Annotated in this window: 16 protein-coding genes and 1 tRNA gene; 10 read left to right on the forward strand and 7 right to left on the reverse strand. The window is 66.1% G+C overall.

Annotated elements, in window-relative coordinates:
- Window positions 1–7: 7 nt before the first annotated feature.
- From FHW78_RS12255 to FHW78_RS12270, 4 genes are all read right to left on the reverse strand, one after another.
- Window positions 8–307 carry a hypothetical protein gene (locus FHW78_RS12255; protein ID WP_183640718.1) on the reverse strand — a complete coding sequence of 100 codons (300 nt, stop codon included), beginning with the start codon at window positions 305–307 and terminating at the stop codon, window positions 8–10.
- 137 nt (window positions 308–444) lie between these two features.
- The gene (locus tag FHW78_RS12260; protein WP_183640721.1) at window positions 445–1,665 is read right to left on the reverse strand and encodes an RtcB family protein; all 1,221 of its coding nucleotides are present in this window, start codon (window positions 1,663–1,665) and stop codon (window positions 445–447) included.
- A 690-nt stretch (window positions 1,666–2,355) separates the two neighbouring features.
- The gene (locus FHW78_RS12265; RefSeq protein ID WP_183640723.1) at window positions 2,356–3,477 is read right to left on the reverse strand and encodes a slipin family protein; all 1,122 of its coding nucleotides are present in this window, start codon (window positions 3,475–3,477) and stop codon (window positions 2,356–2,358) included.
- A gap of 376 nt (window positions 3,478–3,853) precedes the next feature.
- A tRNA-Gln gene (locus FHW78_RS12270) sits at window positions 3,854–3,920 on the reverse strand.
- An 816-nt stretch (window positions 3,921–4,736) separates the two neighbouring features.
- Here FHW78_RS12270 and FHW78_RS12275 point away from each other — a divergent pair.
- The 3 genes from FHW78_RS12275 to FHW78_RS12285 all read left to right on the forward strand — a co-directional run bounded on the left by FHW78_RS12275 (window position 4,737) and on the right by FHW78_RS12285 (window position 7,063).
- Complete coding sequence (locus tag FHW78_RS12275) at window positions 4,737–5,786, forward strand: class I SAM-dependent methyltransferase (protein ID WP_343205560.1); 1,050 nt, start codon at window positions 4,737–4,739, stop codon at window positions 5,784–5,786.
- Window positions 5,783–6,490, forward strand: coding sequence for a pseudouridine synthase (locus FHW78_RS12280; RefSeq protein ID WP_183640725.1), 708 nt, complete (start codon window positions 5,783–5,785; stop codon window positions 6,488–6,490). Before FHW78_RS12275 ends, FHW78_RS12280 begins: the two co-directional genes overlap by 4 nt.
- A 120-nt stretch (window positions 6,491–6,610) precedes the next feature.
- Complete coding sequence (locus FHW78_RS12285) at window positions 6,611–7,063, forward strand: transposase (RefSeq protein ID WP_183640727.1); 453 nt, start codon at window positions 6,611–6,613, stop codon at window positions 7,061–7,063.
- A 106-nt stretch (window positions 7,064–7,169) separates the two neighbouring features.
- Here FHW78_RS12285 and FHW78_RS12290 read toward each other — a convergent pair whose 3' ends face one another.
- Window positions 7,170–7,724: a DUF1415 domain-containing protein gene (locus tag FHW78_RS12290; RefSeq protein ID WP_183641397.1), complete on the reverse strand. Its 555-nt coding sequence runs from the start codon at window positions 7,722–7,724 to the stop codon at window positions 7,170–7,172.
- Between the two features lie 7 nt (window positions 7,725–7,731).
- A complete protein-coding gene (locus FHW78_RS12295) occupies window positions 7,732–8,214 on the reverse strand; it encodes a YajQ family cyclic di-GMP-binding protein (protein ID WP_141454342.1) in 483 nt (160 codons plus the stop codon).
- Window positions 8,215–8,292: 78 nt separating this feature from the next.
- Between FHW78_RS12295 and FHW78_RS12300 the strand changes: the two genes are divergently transcribed.
- Window positions 8,293–9,171 (forward strand): DMT family transporter, encoded by an 879-nt coding sequence (locus FHW78_RS12300; protein WP_183640729.1) that lies wholly within the window; start codon window positions 8,293–8,295, stop codon window positions 9,169–9,171.
- 1 nt (window position 9,172) lies between these two features.
- Complete coding sequence (locus FHW78_RS12305) at window positions 9,173–9,709, forward strand: DUF1453 domain-containing protein (protein WP_183640732.1); 537 nt, start codon at window positions 9,173–9,175, stop codon at window positions 9,707–9,709.
- Between the two features lie 85 nt (window positions 9,710–9,794).
- Here FHW78_RS12305 and FHW78_RS12310 read toward each other — a convergent pair whose 3' ends face one another.
- Window positions 9,795–10,427, reverse strand: a complete 633-nt coding sequence (locus tag FHW78_RS12310; RefSeq protein WP_141454340.1) for an OmpW family outer membrane protein — start codon at window positions 10,425–10,427, stop codon at window positions 9,795–9,797.
- A gap of 263 nt (window positions 10,428–10,690) precedes the next feature.
- On the opposite strand from FHW78_RS12310, the gene FHW78_RS12315 reads away from it, so the two are divergent.
- From FHW78_RS12315 to FHW78_RS12335, 5 genes are all read left to right on the forward strand, one after another.
- The gene (locus tag FHW78_RS12315; RefSeq protein ID WP_183640734.1) at window positions 10,691–11,140 is read left to right on the forward strand and encodes a DUF1801 domain-containing protein; all 450 of its coding nucleotides are present in this window, start codon (window positions 10,691–10,693) and stop codon (window positions 11,138–11,140) included.
- A gap of 98 nt (window positions 11,141–11,238) precedes the next feature.
- The gene (locus tag FHW78_RS12320; RefSeq protein WP_183640736.1) at window positions 11,239–12,198 is read left to right on the forward strand and encodes a LacI family DNA-binding transcriptional regulator; all 960 of its coding nucleotides are present in this window, start codon (window positions 11,239–11,241) and stop codon (window positions 12,196–12,198) included.
- Between the two features lie 253 nt (window positions 12,199–12,451).
- Window positions 12,452–15,466 (forward strand): beta-phosphoglucomutase, encoded by a 3,015-nt coding sequence (pgmB, locus tag FHW78_RS12325; RefSeq protein ID WP_343205561.1) that lies wholly within the window; start codon window positions 12,452–12,454, stop codon window positions 15,464–15,466.
- Between the two features lie 64 nt (window positions 15,467–15,530).
- On the forward strand, window positions 15,531–18,092 hold the full coding sequence (locus FHW78_RS12330; protein ID WP_183640741.1) for a TonB-dependent receptor: 2,562 nt from the start codon (window positions 15,531–15,533) through the stop codon (window positions 18,090–18,092).
- 161 nt (window positions 18,093–18,253) lie between these two features.
- A complete protein-coding gene (locus tag FHW78_RS12335; protein ID WP_183640743.1) occupies window positions 18,254–19,507 on the forward strand; it encodes an MFS transporter in 1,254 nt (417 codons plus the stop codon).
- Window positions 19,508–19,521: the final 14 nt, after the last annotated feature.

Genomic DNA, 19,521 nt, shown 5'->3' on the forward strand with positions numbered 1-19,521 from the left:
CGCGGCGCTAGTGGACGGTGCCGCCGTCGTGATCGACGCCCGAGAGTTCCGGCGGCTTGACCGGTTGCGCGTCGAACCGGCGCGCATAGGCGCGTTCCTCGATGATCCGGGCGATCTCCTCATCGGCCAGGTCCGGCGCGCCATAGACCGCGAAACCGATGCTGCCGTCGTCGCGCTCGCCAACGTACTGCAGCCGGTAGCGCGGCTGGCCCGCGCCGGTGTTTTCCGGGTAGTGGACCGGCGGACGCCCCTCGTCCAGGTCCATTTCCTTGTTGTCGATGACACCGCCGACGAACATGGCTCGCATGGCCTTCACCTCGCTGTGCTGGGGGAATGCCGAGCATGACAGGCGAAACGTTCGGCGCCGATCAAGCCAATGTTCCGAGAATGCGAAGAGCCCGCGAAGGCCCGGACTGACAGCCAAAAAAAGGGGCGAGCCGCGGCTCACCCCTTGATGCAGACCACCTGGCGCAAGGTGTGGACCACCTCGACCAAATCGGTCTGCGCGGCCATCACCGCGTCGATGGACTTGTAGGCGGCCGGCGATTCGTCGATGACGCCCTCGTCCTTACGGCACTCGACGTGCGCGGTCGCCTCGCGGTGTTGCGCCAGCGTGATCCGCTGACGCGCGGCGGTACGGCTCATGACACGACCGGAACCGTGGCTGCAGCTGTGGAAACTGTCCGTGTTGCCCTTGCCACGCACGATGTAGCTACGCGTGCCCATGCTGCCCGGGATGATGCCCAGCTCGCCTTCACGCGCGCTGACGGCGCCCTTTCGGGTCACCAGCAGTTCCTGCCCGCCGTGCGTTTCCTTCTGCACGTAGTTGTGGTGGCAGTTCACCGCCAGCTTCTCCAACTGGAACTTCGGCAGGCGGTGGCGCATTTCCGCCAGCACCCGCGCCATCATCGCCTCGCGGTTGTGGCGCGCGTAGTCTTGCGCCCACGACACCGCTTCCACGTAGTCATCGAACAGCGGCTCGCCTTGCATGAAGAAGGCAAGATCCTTGTCCGGCAGATGGAAGCCGAGCACGCGGTGCGCCAGCGCCTCGCGGGCACGCTCGATGAAGTAGGTGCCGATGAGGTTGCCGGTGCCACGCGAGCCGCTGTGCAGCATCACCCACACCGCATCGGCCTCGTCGAGGCAGATTTCGATGAAGTGGTTGCCGCCACCCAGCGTGCCCAACTGGCTGTCGAGCTTGTCGGTGCGGATCCTGCGGTGCTTCTGCTTGATCACGTCCAGGCGCTGGGCCAGGCCTGATTCCGCCACACGGCCGGCGATGCTGTCCGGCAGGCGGTGGTGTTCGCCGCCACGCCCATTGCCGACCGGCACGCTGCGCTCGATGGAATTGCGCAACTGCGCCAGGCTGTCGGGCAGATCGCTGGCGCGCAGCGTGGTCCGCACCGCGGCCATGCCGCAGCCGATGTCCACGCCGACCGCCGCCGGGATGATTGCCCCGCGGGTCGGGATGACCGAACCCACGGTCGCGCCCTTGCCCAGGTGCACGTCCGGCATCACCGCCACCCACGGCCCGACGAACGGGATGGATGCGATGTTGCGCAATTGCGCATGCGCCTCGGCTTCCAGCGGCACGCCGCGCACCCAGCCCTTGATCGGCGTGGTGCTGCCCTCGGCATGCAGCAATTCAAAGTTTGAAGTATTCATGATCTCTTCCTTGAAGAATGAAACGCCCTCTCCGGTGAATGGGAAGGGACTAGCCCTTCTCTCCGTGTACGGAAAGGACCGATGTAATGAAAAGTCCCCTTCCCCTGCGTGCGGGGGAAGGTTGGGATGGGGGCGAACGAAGACAGTGGGTATCCATCGAGCAGGCGTCACAACGCTCGATGCTTGCCTCGCTCAACCGACATCACCTGCTCCGGTTTTCCCCCCACCCCAACCCTCCCCCGCAAGCGGGGGAAGGTTGGGATGGGGGCGAACGAAGACACCCAGGTACCATCGAGCAGGCATCACAACGCTCGATGCTTGCCCCGCTCAATCGACATCACCTGCTCCGGTTTCCCCCACCCCAACCCTCCCCCGTGAACGGGGGAGGGAGCCTGGATCGCGGATCCTTCCCCGTGCGCGGGAAAGGAGCTGCAAGGTGAAAGCCCCTTCCCCCGCGTGCGGGGGAAGGTTGGGATGGGGGCGAACGAAGACACCAGGTATCCATCGAGCAGGCGTCACAACGCTCGATGCTTGCCTCGCTCAACCGACATCACCTGCTCCGGTTTCCCCCACCCCAACCCTCCCCGCAAGCGGGGGAGGAACCGGCGTTGCCCTTCTTTTCCCATGCTTGGAGAAGGAGTCGAATGGTGAAAGCCCCCTCCCCGCTTGCGAGGGGAGGGAACCGTGCTGCTACTGCTTCAAACTGACCAGCTGCTTCATGACGCCATCCAGGCCGCCGAACACGGTCAGCTTGTCGATCTTCTCCGTGATCTTCTCCAACGCCTCGAGCTCCTTGAGGCGCATCAACACCGGGCTGTCCTCGATCAGCTTGGCCGTGTTGAGCAGCGAACGGGTCGCGTTCGCCTCCTCGCGGCGGCGGATCACGTTGGCCTGGGCCGACTTCTCGGCCTGGACCACGCTGTTGAGGATGTCCTTCATCTCGCCCGGCAGGATCACGTCCTTGACGCCCACGCCGAGCACCTCGATGCCCAGCCCGGTCATCTGGCCGCGCACGTGGGCGAAGATGTCGGCGTCCAGCGACGCCTTGTCGCCCAGCAGTTCGTCCAGCGTCTTGGCGGAAACCGCCTTGCGCAGGCCGTACTGCAGCTCGCGGTAGACGTGATCGCCGATCTTCGCCACCTTGGTGCGCGCGGCCACCACGTCGACGACGCGGGTGCTCGCGGCCAGGTTCACGCGCAGGGACACCTTGTCGCGGGTCAGCAGTTCCTGGCCCGAGACCTCGACCGCCTGCACGCGCAAGTCGACGATGTCCACGACCACGTTCTTCTGGAAATTCCAGAAGGCGTAGGCGCCCGGCGCCAGCGTCTTCGACAGCTTGCCGTCGACGAACACCAGCCCGGTGAACTCGGCAGGCACGTCGGCGACCACGGCCACCTTCGACAATGCGCCGAGCTGGCGCAGACGACGGGCCACGGCGGCATCGACTTCCGGCAGGCCGTCCAGCGCGACCTTGCGCACGTCCACCCGCACCAGGCCCTTCCAGTACAGCTTGCGGCCGCCCGGCAGGATGACGTCTTCCAGCTTGCCGTTCTTCGAGACCAGGCCGACTTCCTGCTCGCCGATGTCAGCCAGGGTGAAGTACGGCGCCAGCATGTCCATGCGCGCGATCAGCACGTCGGCATCGTTGCCGGCGTACTCCGGCCGCGCGATGGCGTGCACGGTGATGCCCAGTTCGCCGCGTGGGTCGAAGAACTTGTGGACGCCCGGCTCGAGCACACGCTCGAGCTGACGGTTGCGATACACCAGGCCGCGCTCGCCGTCACCGATCACGACCTTCTTGGTCCAGAACATGGCACATGTCTCCTTATGTGGTTGTTGGCTCTGGTGGTCCGTTCCCGGATGGCTGTTTCCGCACGGGGGAACGGTAGCCGTGCCGAAGTGTTGACGACGCCGCGCGATGCGGCGCCATCTGAAAAAGGCGGAAACGCCCGTGGACGCGACCGGAGCGGGAGTCCGGCGCTGCCGGCGGAGATTCCTTCACCGATGCGCGGCCGGCATCCTGCCGTCAGCCATCGATGGGGAACGTCCGCCGCCAGGGCTCGGTTCCGGCACCAGCCCCGCTGCGTCGTGCGTCTCCACGCATTCCCTTGCATGGTTCGGCACGCCGCACCGGGCGTTTCCTGGAAGGGACTTTCGTCCCGATTTCATGACGTGAAAGGCCATGTGTTGGAGCGGGAGTCGAACCCGCGACTCTCGGTATCAAGGAACCGATGCTCTACCCAGCTGAGCTATCCAGTGGTGACGTCCCGGAATCGAACCGGTGTAGTCGGCGTTGCCGCCGGTGCCTGACCCCTCGGCCATCGTCAAGTGGAACACCCGTTCCCACGTTTCGGCATACGCCACGGCAGCGCCGCACGCACCGGACGGGACACAAGCCCGTACCGCTGAGACGTGTTCGAAGATGTTCCGCATTGCCGGCTGTCGCCAACCGGCAATCCGTGCGGGCGCATGGCGCCCATTTCGTTGTTCCATCCGAACGCCGCTCGCGTCGGAGCATCACCACGCAGCGCACATGCGCCGGTTGCAGCCGCGCCCCTGCCTCGGGGCGCGCAGGCGCGCTACCCGGATGCTCCAGGGCGGAAACCAGGGGTTTCCCTGTCGGATGGAACGAAACCTGCTCGATGCATGCGCATCCTCCGCGAACGCCAAAAACAAAACGCCCCCGGGACTTGCGACCCGAGGGCGTTCGCGTGCCTCGGGAGATCGGGGTGGCCGATCTCCCAGGGAGTCAGCCGTGATTAGTGATCCAGGTACCGCGCGCCTTCGACGCCACGCAACAGGACGCACGCGTCCGCGCCGTGGCAGGGCCACAGGGCAAACAGGTTCGTGTTGGCGGGAAGGCGGGTCATGGAAATCGGTTCGGTGAAAAAACAGCCACGAGGGCGAAGGCCGCGCACGATACGCCGGTTGTTTTGAAGATGCAACACTTTTTTAACTTCTATTTTCTTCCGGTCGACCGACGGCGCGATCGATCACGCCTGCGGTCACGTCGGCGATGGCCTTGGGCACGGGTAGAATCGCCGCGTTCGTTTCGACTTGATGACGTCTACGTGTCCCACGCACATTCCGATCCCGCGCTCGACGCGCTGCTGTTGCCCTTCCAGCAGGGCGATCTCCGTTGGCCGGAAGGGCCCGTGTTGTTCCTGCGCGCGCGTGACGGCTGGGCCCTGCGGCAATTCCCGTTGGACAGGCTGGTCTGTGAACAGAGCTTCAAGCCCGCCGCGGATGGTTTGATGCGTGCGGGCCTGGAGGTGGTCGAGGAAGCATCGTCCCACGCGCCCGCCGAAGGCTATGCACTGGTGCTGGTGTTGCCGCCGCGCCAGCGCGAGGAAGCGCGGGCGCTGTTCGCCAAGGCGTTGTCGCTCGCCGCGCCGGGTGGGGTAATCGCGGCGAGCATGCCGAACGATGAAGGCGCCAAGGCGGGCGAGGGTGATCTCAAGCGCATCGTTCCGCTGTCCGGCACGCTCAGCAAATACCACTGCCGGGTGTTCTGGACGCATGCGCCCGCGCGCGATGAAGCGTTGCTGGCCGAATGGCGGCGGCTGGATGCACCGCGTCCGATCCTGGGAGGACGGTTCGTCAGTCGCCCCGGCGTGTTCGCCTGGGACCGCATCGATGCCGCCTCCGCGCTGCTTGTGGAACACCTGCCAACAGATCTGGCCGGACACGGCGCGGATCTGGGCGCGGGTTACGGCTATCTCTCGTCGGAGGTGCTGAGGCGCTGTCCGGGTGTCACTGCATTGGACCTGTACGAGGCCGAAGCGCGCGCGTTGGCGCTGGCGCGGGAGAACCTGCGGGATGCTTCCGCCGCGTTGTCGTTCCATTGGCACGATGTGACCGCGGGCGTGTCCGCACAATACGACTTCATCGTCATGAATCCGCCTTTCCATGCGCAGGGTCGGGGCGACCGTCCCGACATCGGCCGGCGTTTCATCGAAGTGGCGGCAGGCGCGCTGAAGCCGCGTGGGCGGTTGTGGCTGGTCGCCAATCGCCACCTGCCGTACGAGTCGGCGCTGGGCAGCGGCTTCGCGCAGGTCCGCACGGTCGCCGAACGGGGAGGCTTCAAGGTGATCGAGGCGGTGAAGGCGGGCCGCGCATGAAGATCGTCAAGCACATCGCCAATCTCGGCTACGGCAGCCGCAAGCAGGTCGCGCTGATGTTCCGCGAAGGCCGCGTCACCGATGGCGCGGGCGAGGTGCTGTATGCCGACGATCCGGTCGACCACGACAGCATCCGCGTCGACGGCGAACCGCTGGATCCCGCGCCGGGCCTGACACTGATGCTGCACAAGCCGGTGGGCTACACCTGTTCGACCAAGGACGCCGGTCGCCTGATCTACGACCTGCTGCCGCCGCGCTTCCGCCTGCGTTCGCCGGTGCTGTCCTCGGTGGGACGGCTGGATCGCGACACGTCCGGCCTGTTGCTGATGACCGACGATGGCGCCCTGCTGCACCGGATCATCTCGCCGAAATCGAACCTCCCGAAAGTCTACGAGGCCACGCTGGCCCACGACCTGCGCGGCGACGAGGCGGTCCTGTTCGCCAGCGGCGAACTGATGCTTGAATCCGAAACCACGCCGCTGGCACCGGCCGTGCTCGAAGTGATCAACCCGCGACACGCCCGCCTGAGTCTGACCGAGGGCCGCTACCACCAGGTCCGCCGCATGTTCGCCGCCGCCGGCAACCACGTCGAAACCCTGCATCGCAGCCGCATCGGCGGACTGGCCCTGCGCGACCTGCCGGCAGGCCAGTGGCGCGCACTGGACGGCGCGGATATCGCAACGCTTTTTGCGAACGCCGGATAGGTCGTTGTGGGAGCGACGTAAGTCGCGAATCAGGAAATCCCCACAACCGGACGCGCTTTTGCCCGATGGCATGGACGTGCGCTGATACGGATGCTGGACATCCACGGAAGAAGGACGGCCATGGATGGCTATTCGAAACTGAGGCGGAGCCGGCTTTCATTGCCCGGACAGATCTATCTGGTGACCTTCACGACAGCGTCCAGGCATTCACTATTCCAGGATTCCGCAGCCGCACGCTGTGTCTGTCGCGCAATCACGGACCCGCGTCTCTGGTATCAATCCCGTCTGCTTGCCTGGGTCCTGATGCCTGATCACTGGCATGGCCTGATTGAGGTGGGCGGCTTGGACCATCTTTCGATGGTGGTGCAGCGACTGAAGACCAACAGCGCACGCAGGCTTCGCATGGAGCATCCAATGATTGCCCGCGTATGGGAGAAAGGGTTTCATGACCGCGCGCTACGCGGCGAGGCCACGCTGAAACCCGCTGCCCGTTACCTGGTCGGGAATCCGTTGCGGGCGGGCTTGGCCGAACAGATCGGCGACTACCCTTACTGGAACAGCATCTGGTTGTAGCCGGCCTTCCCGTTGCCGTCATTGTGGGAGCGACGTAAGTCGCGAACCCTGAAACTTTCCGCGCATCGCGACTCACGTCGCTCCCACAAGGTATTCGTACTTGCGGTCAATCCGCGAGCAGCTTGCGCCAGCCTTCCTGACCCAGGCGGTCCAGGGTCTGGATGTTGCGTTCGACGATCACGTCGGGATCGGGGAAGGCGGCGACCGCGCGCTCCACGCTGTCCTCGCGCAGCAGGTGCAGGGTGGGATAGGGCGAGCGGTTGGTGTAGTGGCTGATGTCGTCGGGCGCGGCGCCGGCGAACTGATAGTCGGGATGGAAGCTGGCGACCTGCAGGATGCCCTGCAGGTCCAGGGCCTCGACCGCCGCGTCGGCATTGTCGAGGAAATCGTTGTAATCCAGGAAGTCGGTCAGGACATCCGGATGGATGATCAGGGTAGTGTCGATCTGCGCAGGCTCGGTGTCGCGAAGCAGCACCAGTTCCTCGGCCAGTTGTTCCAGCAGGGCTTCCGGCGTGGTGGCGTCGCTCAGCACGAAACGTACCTGTTCCTTGACGTAGACCGCCTTGGCGAACGGGCACAGGTTCAGGCCGATGACCGCGCGCTCGATCCAGTGACGGGTCGCAGCGACGGGATCCGGCGCGGAATCGCCTGCGCCGGGCAGCACGGAATCAGTCACGGAAGTTCTCGAACTGCAACGGCAGCTCGAGTTCGGTCTTCTTGAGCAGGGCAATGACGTCCTGCAGATCGTCGCGCTTCTTGCCGGTGACCCGCAGCTTGTCGCCGTTGATCTGGGTTTCGACCTTGATCTTGGCTTCCTTGATGGTCGCGGCGATCTTCTTGGCCAGCTTCTGTTCGATGCCCTGCTTGACGGTGACCTTCTGCTTGGCCTGCGCCAGGTTGGTTTCGACGTCGCCGAACTCCAGGCAGCGGGTGTCGATGCTGCGGGCGATCAGGCGCGCGCGCAGGATGTCGGTCATCTGCTTGACCTGGAAATCGCTGGGTGCGGTCTGGGTGATGGTGTTCTCTTCCAGCAGGAACTTCGCGTCCACGCCCTTGAAGTCGAAGCGGTTGGAAAGCTCGCGGTTGGCCTGGTCGACCGCGTTGGTGAGTTCGTGCTGGTTGACTTCGGAAACGACGTCGAAGGAGGGCATGGCGGGCGGAAACATGGATTCGGGGGTGGGCCATTCTAATCCATGGGCGGGCGCGCTCCCGTGACGCCATAATGCGGCATGCGCCGACATCCCCATTCCGCCGCCATCGTCCTGATGCTGCTGGCCGTGCTCCTGTTCGCCCTGATGGATGCCGGATTGAAGCTGCTGTCGGCGAAGTATCCGCCGCTGCAGGTGGCCGCGTTGCGCGGGTTGTCGTCGTTGCCGTTCGTGCTGGCGTGGGCGCTGTTGACCGTCCCGCCCGGCAGCCTGCTGCGCATCCACTGGCCGCTGCACCTGCTGCGCGGTGCGCTCGGCGTGGCGATGATGGCCGGTTTCGTCTATGGCCTGCGCGGCATGCCGCTGTCCACGGCCTATGCCATCACGTTCGTCGCGCCGCTGCTGGTGACCGCGATGGCCGGGCCGCTGCTGAGGGAGCGGGTTGGCCTGGGGCGCTGGCTTGCGATCGCGGTCGGCCTGCTGGGCGTACTGGTCATCCTGCGTCCCACCGGCGAAGGCATGATGACCGCCGGCGGGCTGGCCGTGCTGGTGGCGGCGATCTGCTACGCCGCCGGCGCGATCACCGTGCGCCTGTTGGCGCAGCGGGACAGCACCCAGTCGATGGTGGTCTGGTTCATGGCCCTGCTGTCGGTCGCGGCGCTCGCGCTGGCCTGGCCCGGATGGAAGCCACTGCAGGCGGCGGACGGGTGGATCATCGCCGGCATCGGAGTCGCCGGTTCGCTGGCGCAGGTCGCGTTGACCGAGGCGTTCCGGCGCGGCGAGGCCTCACTGATCGCGCCGCTGGAGTACACCGCGCTGATCTGGGGCGTGGTGCTGGACGTGGCGCTGTGGGGCGTGTTGCCGGACGGCGTCACCTGGATCGGTGCCGGGATCATCGTCGCCAGCGGTTTCTATCTGCTGCGCCGCGAGCCCGCGCATGCCGAGGCGGAGCATCCCTGAGGTGCCCTGGCTGCTGCTCCTGCCGCTGGGACTGATGCTGCTGCTCGCACTGTGGCTGATCCTGTTTCCCTGGTCGTTGTGGCAGCGCTACCACCGCGGCAAGGCAACCCGGCGCGTCTGGCCGTGGCAGGTGCGTTTGAATCTGGGGCTGTTGTGGGTGGGGCTTGTCGTGTTCCTGCTGCTCAGCGCCGTCTTCCAGATCTGGTGGCCGCATCAGTTGTCGCAGGCCGTGCTGGGGCTGGGGGCCGGCATCGGGCTGGGCGCGCTGGGCGTCGCCACAAGTCGCTTCGAATGGCGCGAGGCGGGCCTGTTTCATACGCCCAATCCATGGCTGGTCCTGCTGTTGACCCTGCTGGTGGCCGGACGGATCCTGCTGGGGCTGGTCCAGATCTTCCAGCAGGGCCTGGCATGGTCGCGTGATCAGGTGCTGGCCGGTGATCTGCATGCGGGCCTGACCGGATTGGCGGGTTTGCTGCTGGGCTATGCGCTTGCGAGCACCTGGGGCCTGCATCGGCGACTGCGGCGCTTGCGCCGTTGAGTGTCGGGTCATGAAAACGAAGGGCCCCGATGTCGGGGCCCTTCGCTGTTCCAGGGGCAAAGCCGGTCGGTGACCGGGCTGGCGCTTAGAAGCGCGCGCCGATGCCGATGCCGACGGTCCACGGATTCAGATCCGCCTTCTGGCCGATGCGCTCGCCGTTGCCGGTGATCTCGCTGTCGCCATGCATGTAGCGGGCATCCGCACGGGCGAACCACGACGGGCTGATGTTGAAGTCGACGCCCACGGTGCCGATGGCGCCCTTGGTGTCTTCCAGGCCGAAGTGCTGGCCCGCGCCGTCGGTGATGTTGTAGCCGCCGCTGTAGTTGGCCTGGTAGTAACCCAGACCCACGAACGGACGGATCGGCGCATCGCTGTTGCGGAAGTGGTACTGGGCGCTCAGGGCGTAGGGCTGCGAATCGATGTTGCCTAGCTTGCCCTGGTCACCGCGCACGCGCTGCTCGAACTTGTCGGCGGCGCCCCACAGTTCGACGGCGATCGCCGGGGTGACGTACCAGCTGGCGCTCAGGGTGGCGGCGGAACCACCGTCCAGATCCAGGCTGGAGTTGTCCACCGGCTTGGAATCGACCTTCTGCACGGCGTAGCCGCCGACGACGGCGAAGCGCTTGTGATCGGAGGACGCGGTGCTGTCCTGCGCGAAGACGGCCGGGGCAAACGCCAGCAGCGAAGCGGCGAGGGTGAGGGTGCGGAACTTGTTCATGGGGGATCTCCTTTTTCTCTTTTTCTGGCCCGATGCTTTTGGGGCGTGCGCACCGTAACGACCCACGCATGAATGGAGACAAGTCCGCGAAATGAATTTTTTACAACAACAGCGATATCCAGCGAACGTTCATTTTTCGTTTGTCGACACGACGCTTAACTGTTCAGCAGACTGTTCGGCGCAAATTCGTTTTCAAGGTCGAGGACGCGTTGGCGCGACACTCGGATTGGGTTAAGGTCGCTCGCGCCATCAGGAGATGCGTCATGCCCCGCAGCGATGCCGCCACCGTCGAGGCGTACCTGGCCGGACTGCCGGCGGAGCGACGTGACGTGATCGCGAGCGTGCGCGATGCGATCAATCTTCATCTGCCGCCGGGCTACGAGGAGCGGATGAACTGGGGAATGATCAGCTGGGAGGTTCCGCTGTCCCGCTATCCGGAGACCTACAATCGCCAGCCGCTTTCTTTCGTGGCGCTGGCCGCGCAGAAAAACCACTACGCGCTGTACCTGATGTGCGTCTATGCCGATTCGCCGGTGGAAGCGGAATTGCGGCAGGCCTACGCGAATGCCGGCAAGAGGCTGGACATGGGCAAGAGCTGCCTGCGATTCAAGCGGCTGGAAGATCTGCTGTTGCCGGAAGTGGTCCGGATTGTCGCGGCCACGCCGGTCGAAACCCATATCGCGCGCCACGAGGCCGGGCGCATGCGACACTGATCCGCATGAGTCGGCGTCCGTCCAAGTCCTCCCCACGCTCCCGCGTCGCGTCGCGCGGGGCCGCACCCCTGTCGCCGGCCTCCGGTGAAAATCCGACCATGGCGGATTTGGCGAAGGTCGCGGGGGTTTCCGCCATCACGGTGTCGCGCGCGTTGCGCGAGAGTCCGCTGGTGAACGCGGAAACCCGCGAGCGCATCCGCGAGATCGCCCGCCAGTACGGATATTCCTTCAATGTCAGCGCGCGCAACCTGCGCCTGCGCCGCAGCATGACGGTGGCGGTGGTGGTGGAAATGAAGCCGACCCTGGAGCGGCAGATGTCCGGGCCGTATCCGCTGGACCTGCTGGGCGGCATCACCCAGGAACTGACCACCACCGGCTACAGCGTACTGTTGACCTCGCTGCAGGGCGGCGCGCTGCCCAACGTGCAGGCCGCCGATGGCGTGATCCTGCTTGGCCAGGGCGCCAACGAGGACGCCATGCACGAAGTGCAGCGCTGGGGCAGGCCGATGGTGGTGTGGGGCGCCGTCAGCCGGCACGAATCGCAGGTGGTGGTCGGCAGCGACAACCGGCGTGGCGGCGCGTTGGCGGCGGAGCGGTTCATCGCGCTGGGTCGCAGCCGGCCGGTGTTCCTGGGCGACCCCGCGCACGGTGAGTTCGCCGAGCGCCTGGAAGGCTTTGCCGGCACGCTGGGCAAGTACGGCATCGTGCCGCTGACCCCATCGGTCGCCAGCTTCACCGTCAATGCCGGTGCGGAGGCGGTGCATGCGCTGCTGGAGAAGCATCCGCAGATCGATGCGCTGTTCGCCGCCAGCGACCTGCTCGCGATCGGCGCCATCCGCGCGTTGATCGAGCGCGGCCGGCGGGTACCCGAGGACGTTTCGGTCATCGGCTACGACGACACTCCCCTGGGGGCCACCTACGTCCCGCCGCTGAGTTCGGTGCACCAGAACTTCGTCGACGCCGGCGTCCTGCTCGCCCGCAAGATTCGTGGGCTGATCGACGGCGACCCGGCCAGCTCGGAGACCCTGCCCACCCATCTGGTGGTCCGCGCCACCTGAGCGCAAAAATCTGCTGCGGCGCAACGTGTACAGGGGAGGCGCGATGGTGCGGCTCCGCCCGTGCCGACGTCATCTGGCGGAAGGCTAAACCACTGTCCTGAAACGGAATTGTCATGTGGCCTGGACGGCTGCGCGGCCGCCATGGGCCCGCCGCTCCCTGCATTTGTTATCGATAACTTGACATCGATAACAACGAATCCCTAGCGTGCCTCCGCACGGTCCCTGGACGGCAGGGCGAATGGAGGAAGCGCACGTGGGCGAGTGGCAGGACAGGGCGCCGGTGGACACCGCCGGCATGGCTATGGCGGACGATCCCTGGCGTCTGCGCCAGACGGCGTTCGATCCGCGCCGCCGCGCCCGCGACGAAACCCTGTTCGCGCTGGCCAATGGCGGCCTGGGCGTGCGCGGTGGTTTCGAGGAACAGGAGAGCGCCAGTGACGGCAGTTTCCTGGCGGCGGCGTTCGAGCAGAACGCCATCCACTACCACGAGCGCCTGGCCGGATTCGCCCGCAACACCGATACCCGGGTTCCGGTCGCCGAGGGCAAGCGCATCCGGATCCTGCTGGGCGAGGAAGCCGTCGACCTCGCGCAGGCCGAATGGCTGGCGTTCGAACGCGAACTGGACCTGCGCCAGGGACAATTGCGCCGTCGCCTGCGCATCCGCACGGCAGGCGGGCACACGCTGGAAATCCATGCCGAACGGGTGGTTCCGTTCGCCGAGCATGCGCTGCTGGCGATCCGTTTCCGGGTGCGTTCGGTCGACTACGGCGGACCAATCGCGCTGGTGTCCTCGATCGAAAGCGGTCGGCAGGCGGTCGCCCAGGGAGATGATCCACGCATCGGCGCCGGCGGCGGCGAAGGGCTGCTGGCGATTGGTGGCGGCAGCGCGGACGGGATGGCCTGGATCGCGCAACGCGCGCCGCATCGCGGATTCGAACTCAGCTGCGGACAGCATCATCGCATCGGCGCGGGCCTGCTCGCGCAGCCGCCGCAGGTGACGGCCGGACGGGTCGAACAGCGCTTCGACGGCCGACTGGCGCCCGGCGACGAGGTCGGCGTGGAGAAGTTCGTCGCCTACGTCCACGACGGCGACATGGCGCAGCGTGCGAACGAACTGGCGCGACTGCTCCAACGCGCGGTCGATACCGGATTCGATGGGTTTGCCGCGCCGCAGGCGGCCACGCTGGCCGGCTTCTGGCAGCGGGCGGGGCTGTCGGTGAACGGCGATGCCGGCGCCGAGCAGGCGCTGCGCTTCAACCTGTTCCACCTGCTGCAATCGGCCGGCCGCAACGGCGTGGATGGCACCGCCGCCAAGGGACTGACCGGCGAGGGCTACGAAGGCCATTGCTTCTGGGATACCGAGGCGTTCGTGCTGCCGGTGATGGCGTTCACCGCGCCGGACGTGGCTCGCGCGATGCTGCGCTACCGGTTCCGCACCCTGGACGCGGCGCGGGCGCATGCCCGCGAGATGAACCACCCGACGGGCGCGCTGTATCCCTGGCGCACCATCGATGGCGGCGAATGCTCGGCGCACTATCCCAGCGGTTCGGCCGCGTACCACATCAACGCGGCGGTGGCCTACGGCATCGGCCTGTACCTGGACGCCAGCGACGATGTGGACTTCCTTGCCGAAGCGGGCGCGGAGATGCTGTTCGAGACCGCGCGGATCTGGCCGCAGGTCGGGCATTTCAATCCGCGCCAGGGCGGCGCGTTCTGCATCCACGAAGTGACCGGGCCGGACGAATACACCACCCTGGTCAACAACAATTTCTACACCAACCGCATGGCCCAGCAGCACCTGCGCCGCGCGGTGGCCGCGTGGCACCGCCTGCGCCAGGAACGGCCGGAAGTGCTGGCGGAACTCGCCGCCCGGCTTGCGCTGGAAGCAATCGAAGTCGAGTCGTGGGCCCGCGCCGCCGACGCGATGTACCTGCCCTATGACGAGGCGCAGGGCGTCTATGCGCAGGACGACGAGTTCCTCGACAAGCCGCGCTGGCCGTTCCCGCCGGCGAGCGGCGAGCACCGTCCGCTGTTGCTGGACTACCACCCGCTCACCCTGTACCGCCACCAGATCTGCAAGCAGGCCGACGTGGTGATGGGACTGGTGCTGGCGGGCCAGGGACTCGATCCGCGTCGCAAGCGCCGCAGCTTCGATTACTACGAAGCGGTTACCACCCATGACTCGACCCTGTCGGCGCCGGTGTTCGGCGTCCTCGCAAACGAAGTCGGCCACGCGGACAAGGCCTGGCGCTATTTCGACGCCAGCCTGCGCGTGGATCTGGACGACCTGCATCGCAACACCGATCACGGCGTTCACATGGCGGCGCTGGCGGGCAGCTGGCTGGGCCTGACCGAAGGCTTCGCCGGGCTGAGGGTGGAGGACGGCCGGCTGTCATTCGCGCCGACCCTGCCGGAAGCGTGGCAGGGCTACGGCTTCAACCTGCGCTGGCGTGGCTGCGTGCTGCGGGTGGACGTGGCCGCCGATGGTGTGCGCTACCGCCTGGAAGAGGGCGATGAGCTGGCCATCCTCCACGCGGGCGAGCCGCTGCTGCTGTCGCCGGGTACCGCCGAGCTGCAGCCGCTGGCGCGACCGCTGGAAGCGGTGCGGGCGACCTTCCCGCGCCAGGCGCGCGCGCTGATCTTCGATCTGGACGGCGTGCTGACCGATACCGCGCACACCCACTACGAAGCCTGGCAGCGGCTGGCCGACGAAATCGGCGTGCCCTTCGACCGCCAGGTCAACGAGCGCCTGAAGGGAGTGGATCGGATGGCGTCGCTGGCGATCATCCTGGAACGCGCATCGCGGACCTACGACGGCGAGGAGCGGCGCGTGCTGGCCGACCGCAAGAATGGCTACTACGTGCAGGCCATCCAGCGGTTCGGCCCGAGCGATCTGTTCGACGGCGTGACCCGGGTGCTGGATGAAGCGCGCGCGGCGGGACTGAAGATCGGACTGGCCTCGGCCAGCCGCAACGCGCCGCTGTTGCTGGACAAGCTGGGCATCGCGGATCGTTTCGACTACATCGCCGACTCCGGGCGCATCCGTCGCGCCAAGCCGGATCCGGAAATTTTCCTGGACGTGGCCGCCGCGCTCGGCGTCCCGCCAGCCCAGTGCATCGGCGTGGAGGACGCGGTGGCCGGTATCGAGGCCATCCACGCCGCCGGCATGGCCGCCATCGGCATCGGCAGCGCGGACAGCCTGCCGCAGGCCGACGCGGTATTGCCGGACATCGCCGCGTTCCGTGTGAGGGACTTCGTTTCTTCGTGACCGCACGCGGCCGTCAGAAGCCGCGGCGGATTATCTCAACCTGTTGAAAAAGTGGAGGGAACACATGCAACAGACCAACCTGATCCGCTACGCCCTGTCCGTAGCGATCGCCGCCGCACTGGCTCCATCCGCCGTGCTGGCACAGGATGCCGGCACGCCCGCGCAGCAGACGCCGCAACAACAACCGCAACAGGCACCTGCCGAGCAGGGCCAAAGCCAGGCCACCACGCTGGACACGGTGGTGGTCTCCGGTACGGCCACCGCTGGCGGCGTGAGGAAGCTGGAAGCCAGCTTCAACATCGTCACCGCCAACGCGGAGCAGATCAAACAGGCCAACCCCAAGAGCACCGCTGACCTGCTGAAGATTTCGCCCGGCATGTGGCCCGAATCCACCGGCGGCCAGACCGGTGCCAACATCGAGATCGCCGGCTTTCCCGGCGGCGGCGACGCGCCGTATTTCTCCACGCTGTTGATGGGTTCGCCGCTGTACGGCATGCCGACCCTGTCGTTCTTCGAGACCACGTCGATGTTCCGCCTCGACGACACCATCGAATCGGTGGAAATCCTGCAGGGCGGCCCGTCGGTGGTGTTCGCCGACGGCCAGATGGGCGCCAGCGCCAACTTCTTCCTGAAGACCGGCACCGAGGAACCATCCGGCAGCGTCGGCCTGACCTACGGCAACGAAGGCTTGTGGCGGCTCGACGGCTTCTATGGCTTCAAGGTGGCTGAAGGCTGGTACGGCAGCATCGGCGGTTTCTGGCGCGAATCCGACGGCGTGCGCGATCCGCAGTTCAAGGCGGACAAGGGCGGCCAGCTGACCGCCACCCTCTCGCACGACTTCGATGCCGGCCGGCTGACCCTGTACACCCGCTACCTCAACGACAAGAACCAGTTCATCACCCCGATTCCGCTGATCCAGCGTGGTACCGACAACTTCAGCGCCTATCCCGGTTTCGATCCGCTGAAGGACACCTACTACAGCAAGTACATGCAGCACGTGTGGCTGCCGACCTATCCCGGCGGCGGCAAGAACGCCGATCTGGCCGACGGCCGCGGCGCCAAGCTGTTCATGTTCGGCGGCAACTTCGACTACTCCTTCGACAACGGCTGGTCGATCAGCGATCGCTTCCTGTTCAACGAAGGCGACATGGATACCAATGCGCTGTTCTCGGGCAACAATCCGGTTTCGTTGCAGGACATGCTGTACAACCCGGCCACTCCAGGCGGGCTCTCCAGCGAAACCAATCCCATTCCGGTGGGTTCGGCCACCGCGAACTACATCAACGGCGGCGCGGTGCCGCTCACCCAGAGCGTGATCCAGCAGGGCTGGTGGCATATCCACAAGCACCTGAAGAGCTTCAGCAACGACTTCCGCCTGAGCAAGGAGCTGTTCGAGGGCAATACCCTGACGGTGGGCCTGTACGTCAACCACTACACCATGGATGACAAGTGGTCGCTGGGCAACCAGATGCTGATGGCCAACGAGCCGAATGCGCGCCCGATCGTGGTGAGCTACGTGGATGGCGGCGAGACCTTCTACCGCACCAATCCGCAGGGCTTCGCCGACTTCAGCGGCTTCCACATCGCCCAGAACGGCAAGGCCACCAACGTGGCGCTGTACCTGTCCGATTCCTGGCGGGTCGGCAAGTGGCTGTTCGATCTGTCCGGCCGCCTCGAGAACCAGGATGCCAAGAGCAATGTCTGCAACCGCAGTCCGGTGAATGCGGGAACCGGTGGCCTGGACGGCGATCCGAACACCATCTACGACAACAACGTCGAGCTGTGCAACGGCACCTATGCCCGCAACCGCTACGAGAAGACCCATCCGTCGTGGACGGCAGGTGCCAACTATTCGTTCACCAACAACATGTCCATGTATGGCCGCGTCAACACCGGTGGCCACTTCCTGGACTTCGACAACGGCATCCGCGGCACCACCAACGACAACTACCCGCCGATGCAGAAGATCCGCAACTACGAAATCGGCTTCAAGTACCAGTCGCCGCTGCTGTATGCGGACATCAGCGCCTATCGACGCGTATTCAGCGGCCTGCAGTACCAGCCCACCGATGGCCTGGGCACGCCGGTGGGCAGCCCGCGCATCTATGGATCCGAGTCGCACGGCGTCAACTTCATCGGCGCGCTGACCCCGATCGAGAACCTGCGCCTGCAGCTGGTGGCGAACTACCTGGATGGCGAGTACACCGACTACGACGCGTGCCTGCCGTATACCGACATCAACGGCGAGGACAACTGCGCGCCGATCGAAGGGCAGCAACTGCAACGCCAGCCGAAGTTCCGCGCCATGTTCACCCCGAGCTACCGTTTCGAGCTAGGCTGGGGTGACATCACCCCGTACGTGACCTACACCTACGTGGGTGATCACACCCAGGACCAGTCGGGCCTGCAGGAACTGGGCTCGTACCACACGCTGGATTTCGGCGTCACCTCCAACGTGGGCGAGAACTGGCAGTTCAACCTGCGCGGCACCAACATGACCAACGAGCTGGGACTGACCGAAAGCAACTCGCGCATCTTCGGTTCGGCGACCACCGCCGGTGGCGTGTTGCTGGCGCGTCCGCTGGAGGGCCGCGAGGTCAATTTCCAGGCCAAGTACAGCTGGTGAGCCACGCCGGGGACGCCGCCTGAACCTCCTCTCCCGGGAGGCGTCCCCGGACTCCCTTCACCCGTCGCGCACGGCCGCACGACCGCGCGCGACGGGTTTCCTTGTCGCCCCGGCGATGACACAGTGCGGCGGCCGCCTGGCGGCATGGCCCGGAGCAAGCAATGAATCGAACCCGCATGGTCCTCGGGTTGATCCTGACCTACATGATCTTCGCGATGCTGCTGAACTCGGTCGGCGCGGTGATCCTGCAGGTCATCCAGGGATTCGGGGTAAGCAAGGCGTCGGCGAGCACGCTGGAGGCGTTCAAGGATCTGCCGATCGCGATCGCCTCGTTCCTGGTCGCCTCGACCTTGCCGCGGCTGGGTTACCGGCGGGCGATGATGCTCGGCCTGGGGCTGGTGGCGCTGGCCTGCGCGGGCATGCCGCTGCTGCAGTCGTTCTGGGCCACCAAGCTGCTGTACGTCACGGTCGGCGTGTCGTTCGCGCTGGTGAAGGTTTCGGTCTACTCCAGCATCGGCCTGCTGACCGACAGCGAGCGTGCGCATGCCGGACTGACCAGCACCGTGGAAGGCTGGTTCATGGTCGGCATCCTCGGCAGCGCATGGCTGTTCGCCGCCTTCATCAATCCCGATACGCCGGGCGATCCGGTATGGCTCGACGTCTACTGGGTGATCGCCGGGCTGTGCGTGGCGGTGATCCTGTTGCTGGCCGGTTCGTCGATGGATGAATCGCAGGCACGCGATGGCCATGCGGTTGGCGAATCCTTCGCCGACATGTTCCGCCTGCTGGCGCGCCCGCTGGTGATCGTGTTCCTGGTCTCGGCTTTCCTGTACGTGCTGATGGAACAGGCCATCAATACCTGGCTGCCGACCTTCAACCGCGAAATCCTGCACCTGCCCACCGCCCTCAGCGTGCAGGCGGCAGGCATCTTCGCCGGCTCGCTGGCACTGGGCCGCCTGGGCGGCGGCATCCTGCTGCGGCGGTTGCCCTGGTTCTGGTTGCTGGCCACCTGCGTGCTGGCAATGGCGGCGCTGGTCCTGCTGGCGCTACCGCTGGCGGCGAACGTGCAACCGCGCACCGATGCGAGCTGGTGGGACGCGCCTTTGGCCGCCTATGTGTTCCCGCTGATCGGCCTGTTCATGGCGCCGATCTATCCGACCATCAATTCGGTCGTGCTGAGCGCGCTGCCGAAAGCGCGGCATGCGGCGATGACCGGCCTGATCGTGGTGTTCTCCGCGTTGGGCGGCACCACCGGATCCTTCATCACCGGGCAGCTGTTCGCCCATTTCGACGGCTCGCGCGCCTTCTACCTGCTGCTGCTGCCGATGGCGGTGCTGCTGCTGTCGCTGACCCTGCTCAACCGCGCCGCGCACGCGCCCGCCGGCACGCCGGCGGTGCCGGCGGGAGGATCTTGAACCGATGTCCCTCG

It is taken from the genome of Pseudoxanthomonas sp. OG2, from assembly GCF_014192765.1.
In the GTDB taxonomy this organism is placed as follows: Bacteria; Pseudomonadota; Gammaproteobacteria; order Xanthomonadales; family Xanthomonadaceae; genus Pseudoxanthomonas_A; species Pseudoxanthomonas_A beigongshangi.

Coding starts and splice junctions, on each gene's coding strand:
- FHW78_RS12255 (WP_183640718.1), bottom strand. CDS start 307: ATGCGAGCCATGTTCGTCGGCGGTGTCATCGACAACAAGGAAATGGAC.
- FHW78_RS12260 (WP_183640721.1), bottom strand. CDS start 1,665: ATGAATACTTCAAACTTTGAATTGCTGCATGCCGAGGGCAGCACCACG.
- FHW78_RS12265 (WP_183640723.1), bottom strand. CDS start 3,477: ATGTTCTGGACCAAGAAGGTCGTGATCGGTGACGGCGAGCGCGGCCTG.
- FHW78_RS12280 (WP_183640725.1), top strand. CDS start 5,783: ATGAAGATCGTCAAGCACATCGCCAATCTCGGCTACGGCAGCCGCAAG.
- FHW78_RS12285 (WP_183640727.1), top strand. CDS start 6,611: ATGGATGGCTATTCGAAACTGAGGCGGAGCCGGCTTTCATTGCCCGGA.
- FHW78_RS12295 (WP_141454342.1), bottom strand. CDS start 8,214: ATGCCCTCCTTCGACGTCGTTTCCGAAGTCAACCAGCACGAACTCACC.
- FHW78_RS12300 (WP_183640729.1), top strand. CDS start 8,293: ATGCGCCGACATCCCCATTCCGCCGCCATCGTCCTGATGCTGCTGGCC.
- FHW78_RS12310 (WP_141454340.1), bottom strand. CDS start 10,427: ATGAACAAGTTCCGCACCCTCACCCTCGCCGCTTCGCTGCTGGCGTTT.
- FHW78_RS12315 (WP_183640734.1), top strand. CDS start 10,691: ATGCCCCGCAGCGATGCCGCCACCGTCGAGGCGTACCTGGCCGGACTG.
- FHW78_RS12320 (WP_183640736.1), top strand. CDS start 11,239: ATGGCGGATTTGGCGAAGGTCGCGGGGGTTTCCGCCATCACGGTGTCG.
- FHW78_RS12330 (WP_183640741.1), top strand. CDS start 15,531: ATGCAACAGACCAACCTGATCCGCTACGCCCTGTCCGTAGCGATCGCC.
- FHW78_RS12335 (WP_183640743.1), top strand. CDS start 18,254: ATGAATCGAACCCGCATGGTCCTCGGGTTGATCCTGACCTACATGATC.